The organism is uncultured Microbulbifer sp., assembly GCF_947498635.1.
GTDB lineage: Bacteria > Pseudomonadota > Gammaproteobacteria > Pseudomonadales > Cellvibrionaceae > Microbulbifer > Microbulbifer echini.
This window is the reverse complement of record NZ_CANMKV010000102.1, coordinates 1-988: the sequence shown is the minus strand read 5'-3', so window position 1 is coordinate 988 and position 988 is coordinate 1. Positions and strand designations below refer to the sequence as shown.

Sequence of the window (988 nt, the reverse complement as noted above, 5' to 3'; positions counted from 1 at the left end):
CGAGAAGTACGAGTCTGGCTTACAGTGATTCGGCGCGAATCAATGAGACGACTTATGCTGCCGTTGGTGGGCAGAGCGCTATCAATAAGCCCGGGAGTGTCGATACAAAACGCATTACTGTTGAATTTACAAATGCCGGTACAAATCAAATTAGATACAAAATAACCGAGACTGAGTTCAATATTGTAGAATTGGAGTACACCTATGAACAGCTAGTGACGATAAAAGTATCCGGTCTGCCAACTAATGAATTTATATATTTATATATTGATGGCAAGGCGATAAAAATACCCGGAAATGGAGTGCACATGCTTTCTGGTGGGGTAAAAACTACCAGTAAGACTGTGGATACTACACATAGTGTCCCACTATTAGAGCAAAGTACCTCTGTTAAACTGAAATCCTTTGGACAAGAATGGGGAGCGCAGACCATTCATCATGGTCGATCTGGGTCAACAAAAACCTCCGATGAATACGTCCGTATTTTTAACCTCGACAGCTCTGCAAAAACAGTAGAATTCACAGCCGATGGCAAAACTGTAACGGCCAGCGTTGTCAATGGTATGGCCAATGTTGGCACCACTGGTATGTCCAACAGCAGTAGTCTCGCCTTTACCATGAAGGTAAAAAACAGCAGCGGTACGGTAATTAATGAAGCTAAAGGCAATTTCAATAATACTGCCCCAGCGACCGTTAATAATTTAACCAACGCGGTAAAGAAAACCGCCACCACCAACACCTACACCCGCAATGTCTCCTCTAAGGGGGATAGCTATACCTCCGTCTTCTACTCGCAGACCGGCATGTACAACCGCGAGGCCATCCGCAATATCGCCCTGCAGCTGACCGGTGCCGCCAACGACGAGACTTTGATCGCCCACCACGCCAGCTATAACGCCTTTGGCGAGAATGTGGCGTCGATCGACAACAGCGGCAACACCACCCTGTACGAGTACGACCAGCGCGGCAATATAGTGAAGGTGCTGAA

Annotated in this window: 1 protein-coding gene; it reads left to right on the top strand. The window is 46.9% G+C overall.

All coding sequences use genetic code 11. The features are described 5' to 3' along the window. Positions 1-215: 215 nt before the first annotated feature. Positions 216-988, top strand: a 773-nt coding sequence (locus Q1A69_RS19985) for an RHS repeat domain-containing protein (RefSeq protein ID WP_299589643.1), incomplete at its 3' end; no start/stop codon positions are given.